Genomic DNA, 4,691 nt, shown 5'->3' with positions numbered 1-4,691 from the left:
CAAAGGTAAAGTAATGAAAAAGGTCAAACTTACCTTGAAAGTAGGCAAAAAAACCTACAAAGCTACCACAAACAGCAAAGGTAAAGCAACCTTTAAAATCACTAAATTAACCAAAAAAGGCAAATACACTGCTACTGTCAAGTTTGCAGGAAGCAAATACTACAAAGCATTAAGCAAAAAGGTAAAAGTAACCGTTAAAAAATAGAGAAAAAATTAATTTTTCTCTATTATTTTTTTATTTTTCTAAAAATTAGAGGAATTTATTTATTATTCAACATCCTATTCTATTTGGAATAATAAATAAATTTCTTTGATTATCTATGAATGAAGTTTATTTAAAGAGTATAATGCAATATGGGGAGATTATTAATATGGGGAAAACAAATAAAAGCATCCTATTATTTTCAATGCTCATCATTTTATTCATATGCATATCATCTGCATATGCCTCTGAAGATATATTAGATACACAATCAATCACTGATGATTCAAGCATTAATGAAGATGATTTCGGCATAGATGAAAACATAGAATGTTCAAATGAAAACAGTTTATTGAACTTAGAAAGCAATATTTTAAAGGAAGATGACAAGCCATCCGATTTTTATATTAATAGTAGTAAAGAACTTAGTGGAGACGGTTTAAGTCCTGAAACCGCATACAAGAACTTTGATTATACTGTATATGACAAAGTGGCCATCAGTGGTACAATTCATTTGTCTGAAGGAAACTATGGAGTTCCAGAAGGCTCACCATATAATACAAACTATTATATTATTGGCCAAGAGGGAACAGTAATTAATTCCTGTTGGTTTGATAGTATGGGAACTTATAAAAATTTTAATCAAACATTAACTTTTATAAATGTCAGTTTTGAAGTTCCATCAAGTGGACAAGTTTGGTATTCCAGTGGAAATGATGATATTGGTTTCAGTGATACAATAATATTTTATGGCATTTCCATGGATGGGCGTGACTTCAATTTTATTAACTGCACTTTTATCAACACATCTTTTGTTTCTGGTCAGCATCAGCATGTTGAACCTAATAGGGATGGATTAACAGATATCTGCACTGCAATTTTTGAAAATTGCAAATTTCTAAATTACACTTATGACCCAACCATTAACTCTTATGACGTGCATACTTCCTGGGGAACTATCATCCCTACAGAAGAATATGAAACAACTTCAATGATCACTTCTTTTGAATGTTCAAAATTTATTTTTAATAATTGTACTTTTGATAATGTTAGCTGTGATGCTATTGTTGATTCCTATGGTGGAAATACAGATTATTATGGTCGCATTGATGGGGTTTATATCTATAATTCCACATTCACAAACTGTGACATCAATGGAGTCGTTAAGGCTCGAAACTCTCCTTATTGCATCATCTCCAATTGCACCTATGATTTTCCAGTCAGCTATGATGTTCCTTTAGTCGGCCCATTTTACATTAACAGCACTGATCGACCAGTCATTAAGACTAATCTGGGTCTTGTTGCAAATGCAAACACTTTAGTCATCAGTTTAACTGATGAGTCCAACAATCCATTGGTTGACTATGAAGTTGAAATTGTAACCAACGGAAGGGTTTCCTATGAATATACAGACAATAATGGGAAAATCATACTAAGCAATCTTTTAGGTAATTACAGCTTTGAAATCACTTATCCTGGAGATGAGTATGAAGGCTATGCCCCATCCAAAGTCTTTAAGAACTTCACATTTGAAAAGTCTAAACTTAGCACAGTTCTAACTGCCCCTAAAGTGACAGCTAACTATAACATAGCTAAAAACTTGGTTGTCACACTTAAGGATTCCAACAATAAAGCTTTAGCAAATAAAAAGGTTATTGTTAAGGTCGGCTCCATATCCAAGGTCCTAACCACTGACAGCAAAGGTCAGGTTAGCCTTAATGTTGCAACACTTGTTCCTAAAACCTACACTGCAAGCATTAGCTTTGCAGGTGATGATAACTATAAGTCTTCCTCAATTAGTTCAAAAGTCACTGTATCCAAAGGGGTTTCAAAATTGATTGCCAAAGCGAAGACATTCAAAGCTAAGGTTAAGACTAAAAAGTTCTCTGTAACCTTAAAGGATTCCAAAAACAGGGTTTTAAAGGGCAAAAAACTTACTATAAAAGTCAAAGGCAAGACATACACTGCAACTACAAACAAGAAAGGGGTTGCCACATTTAAGATTACTAAATTGTCTAAAAAAGGAACCTACAAGTCAAAAATAGTATTTAAGGGAGATAAATGGTATAAAGCTATTAGTAAAACAGTGAAAATTAAGATTAAATAGGGATATTGATTCTTGAAAATGGGTCATTTTTCCTATTTTCTTTTATTTTATTTATTCACTACATTATTGAAGTTAGTTATTTTGTGGTGAATAAATAAAATGGACGGACCAATATGGTGTTTGTTTATTTTATCAAGTATTTTTTGGAAAGTGGGATTTTTTATGAGATTTAAATATAAATCATTATTGCTTATTTCAATATTGATTATTATTTTAGGCATGAATTTTGCATCTGCTGCTGATGCATATTCTGATTCTAGTTTAAATAATATTGGTATTGGTGATTCAATAGAAGAAGTTTCAGTTGAAGTATCTGCTGATGATTCTCGCAATGAATTACCTTCTTCAGTTGATTCTCTCATTGAATCCTATTCTTCTTCTGATTTTGGATTAGATCAATCAAATACTGCTAATAAAGAATCATCTTCTGAAAAATCTATAGAAAATGAGGGTAGTGATTTCAATTCTAAAATGGATGTTTTGATGGAAAGTCCGGTTTCCAATGCCAATTTGACATATTATGTTAGTTGTGATAATTATACTCATTATTTTGATGATTCTGGTGTTTTAAAGGATGAGTTCGGAGGTTCCATTCTCGTCTTTGAAGGCAATTTTGAAGATAAGGGAGTATTCACTATTGATAAGAACAACACTCGTCTTGTTTCTAATCAGTCTCGTTTCGTTAACACTGTTTTCAGTTTAACTGCCAGTGATATTGTTTTGGCTAATTTCAATTTTGATTTTAATCAAGCCTTTCCTTTGAATCATAATGCTGGCATTTACGTTGGATGGGACAATATCACAGTTTTCAACAATACAATTAACTATATTGCTCCCGTTGATACTACTTGCATCGGTATTTATGCCAATGACAATTATGGACTGAACCTGATCAACAATACAGTTAATTATTATGGCCAAGCATATAATGATGGATTTAATTATCCTGTCCTTATGACTTATTGCTATGATGCCTTTGTAAGCGGCAATAGCATCAATGCAACATTGCCTTTGCGTCAGGTTGACTGGAGCCAGCTTATTTATGGTGGTGTGAGCATGGATAAGGTTTCCTCTTTTGCCATTGGAGGCTGTGACAACCTCATCTTTGCAAATAACAGCATTTATTCTGCAGTCAATGGAGGAGTTTTTGCGGATAATCTTTTCCCTACTTTGTCCTCTGTTTTGGTTTATGCCTGCAGAAATTCCACACTTGATGGCAACAGCATTCTTGTTGAGGACTATTTCACCCGCAAGAATCAGGCTAATTACCTGTATGCCTTGGATATCTATGTATCTGATGACGTTTGTGTCGTGAACAATTACATTGATGTCTTTACATATGGCGGTTACAGTTTTCATGGGACTGCTTATCCTATTCAGATTACCGGTCCTGCATATAACATCAAGGTCGCTTATAATTACCTAAAAAGCATTAGCAATGGCCCGAACATTGGAATCTATTCGCAAAATGCTTATGGTAAGACTCAGATTGATGTCATAAGCAATTTCATCAATATTACAGGCAAGGCTGGAAGTCATATGTATGCGTTGGTTGCAGGAATTGAGGTGCAAGACTCTGATGACAGAATACTTAACAATACAATAATAGTGGATACTGTTGGCGGATATCATGATGGTGATCGCATTTATGGCATAAGTTATGCCCAGAGCACTGAAGGCAATCATAAATATCAAATCAAGTATAATAATGTCACAGTTCCAGGACCTATTGCAATCAGCTTGAATCAGGGTTTATTGGATTCCACTACCAGTGATACACATGTCATGTATAACATTTTGGTTACTGGGCGTGGCGAAGGTGGTGACAAGGCTGTGGCAATTGGAGGCCAAGGTACAAATAATGTTGTAAGGTATAATACCAATGGTTCCAATCCTGTTCGCCATATGTCCCAGCATGATTTGCCTGATTGGCTGAAGAATTATCAAAGTCCAAAAGGCAATGGATTTGGCTTGTCCTGGCTGAGTGAGGATGGAAATGCTCATTTTGGGGGCCTTGGCAATGGTTCCGGCCGTGGAGGATTCCATTTTGATTCAGATGTCAATGGCAGGAATAGTCGCTTTAGCAAGTCAAATGCTACTCATGGTGATTTGAATTCTACCTATTATTCTGTTGGGGATTCCGGTTTGAGCATTGCAGCTGCTTCTTCATCTGCAGGTTCTGCTTCCAACTCTCCGTCAGAAGTTGATAAGAATGCCTATGAGATTGATGAGCATGACAATGTAGTTAGCAAGTCTTCAGATTATCTCCAATTATGTATCATCTGTATTGTTGCTTTGCTGTTGTTGCTTGTTGGCTATAAGCGTCAGAAGGATAAAGAGGAAGAAGAATAGTTAAAAATTTTTGTTTATGATGGAGTGTTT

The 4,691-nt window shown here is 34.7% G+C and carries 3 protein-coding genes; all 3 read left to right on the top strand.

The features are described 5' to 3' along the window. On the top strand, window positions 1–205 hold a 205-nt coding region (locus QZV03_RS11070; protein WP_296876778.1), incomplete at its 5' end, for a hypothetical protein. 166 nt (window positions 206–371) lie between these two features. Next, window positions 372–2,309: an Ig-like domain-containing protein gene (locus QZV03_RS11065; RefSeq protein ID WP_296792725.1), complete on the top strand. Its 1,938-nt coding sequence runs from the start codon at window positions 372–374 to the stop codon at window positions 2,307–2,309. Window positions 2,310–2,471: 162 nt separating this feature from the next. Next, a complete protein-coding gene (locus tag QZV03_RS11060) occupies window positions 2,472–4,661 on the top strand; it encodes a hypothetical protein (RefSeq protein WP_296876777.1) in 2,190 nt (729 codons plus the stop codon). Window positions 4,662–4,691: the final 30 nt, after the last annotated feature.

It is taken from the genome of uncultured Methanobrevibacter sp. (assembly GCF_902788255.1).
Taxonomy (GTDB): Archaea; Methanobacteriota; Methanobacteria; order Methanobacteriales; family Methanobacteriaceae; genus Methanocatella.
Note: the sequence above shows the minus strand (reverse complement) of the source record. Positions and strands in the feature narration are given on the sequence as shown.

Coding starts and splice junctions, on each gene's coding strand:
- QZV03_RS11065 (WP_296792725.1), top strand. CDS start 372: ATGGGGAAAACAAATAAAAGCATCCTATTATTTTCAATGCTCATCATT.
- QZV03_RS11060 (WP_296876777.1), top strand. CDS start 2,472: ATGAGATTTAAATATAAATCATTATTGCTTATTTCAATATTGATTATT.